Below are 1,116 nucleotides of genomic sequence, written 5' to 3'. Positions count from 1 at the left end.
TCCGCCGCGAGCCCTCGCCCGACGATGTCCTGGTGTGGCTTCGCATGCGGCGCCTGATCGCCACGCTCAAGCCCGACGTCATGCACGGCCACGGCGCCAAGGCCGGCGCCTTCATCCGCATGCGGCGACGCTCCGTCGACACCATCCGCATCTACACGCCGCACGGCGGCTCGCTGCATTATCCCCTCAACACCCTCAAGGGCGAGTTTTACGCGCGGCTCGAGCGCGCGCTGATGGATTCGACCGACCTGTTCCTGTTCGAGAGCACATTCGCGCGCGACACCTATCAACGCATCGTCGGCACGCCCAAGGGCGTGGTGCATTGCGTCTTCAACGGCGTGACCCCCGAGGAGTTCGAGCCGGTCGTGACCGCCGACGATGCCACTGACCTCGCCTATGTCGGCGAGTTCAGGCACATCAAGGGCGCGGATCTGCTGGTCGATGCCGTGGCGCGCCTGCACGAGGGCGGCAAGAAGGTCACGCTGACACTCGGCGGCGACGGCGAGGAAACGGCGGCGCTGAAGGCGCAGGTCGACAGGCTCGGCCTCGCCAATGCGATCCGCTTCATCGGTCACGTCAAGGCGCGCTACGGCTTCTCCAAGGGGCGGCTGCTGGTCGTGCCCTCGCGCGGCGATTCCATGCCCTATGTCGTGATCGAGGCCGGCGCGGCCGGCATTCCCATGATCGCATCCAGAATCGGCGGCATCCCCGAGATCTTCGGCTCCGATAGTCCGGCCCTGTTCACGCCGAGCGATTCCGAGGTCATGGCCGAGGCGATCGCGGCCGCACTCGACGATCCTCAGGCAACGGCGCAGCGCGCGGTCTCGTTGCGCGAACGCATCTCGGCACATTTCTCGCAAGCCGCGATGGTCGACGGCGTGATCGCGGGCTATCGCGACGCATTTGCCAATCATTAACCATCCTTAAGCCCGCTTTAGAAAATCTTCCGATTTGTTCGATAATCGAAGAGCCAGGGGATGCTCGCCCGCGCGCGCAAGGCCGTGCCGTGGGCTTTGGAATGGACGTGGACACCCGTGGAACCGCTCAACGCTCGCTCGATGCTCGACGCCGCGACCAGCGCTGCGGCGAAGCCCGCTGACCAGCCCTTCGTGGAGC

1 protein-coding gene is annotated in these 1,116 nt (G+C 65.9%); it reads left to right on the top strand.

Translation table 11 applies throughout. The features are described 5' to 3' along the window. Positions 1 to 917: glycosyltransferase family 4 protein (locus tag MOV74_RS38795; protein ID WP_246932866.1), on the top strand; the 917-nt coding region annotated here is incomplete at its 5' end. Positions 918 to 1,116 lie beyond the last annotated feature (199 nt).

The sequence above is a fragment of the Bradyrhizobium sp. SHOUNA76 genome, assembly GCF_023006445.1.
In the GTDB taxonomy this organism is placed as follows: Bacteria; Pseudomonadota; Alphaproteobacteria; order Rhizobiales; family Xanthobacteraceae; genus Bradyrhizobium.
This window is presented reverse-complemented; position numbering and strand designations above follow the sequence as displayed.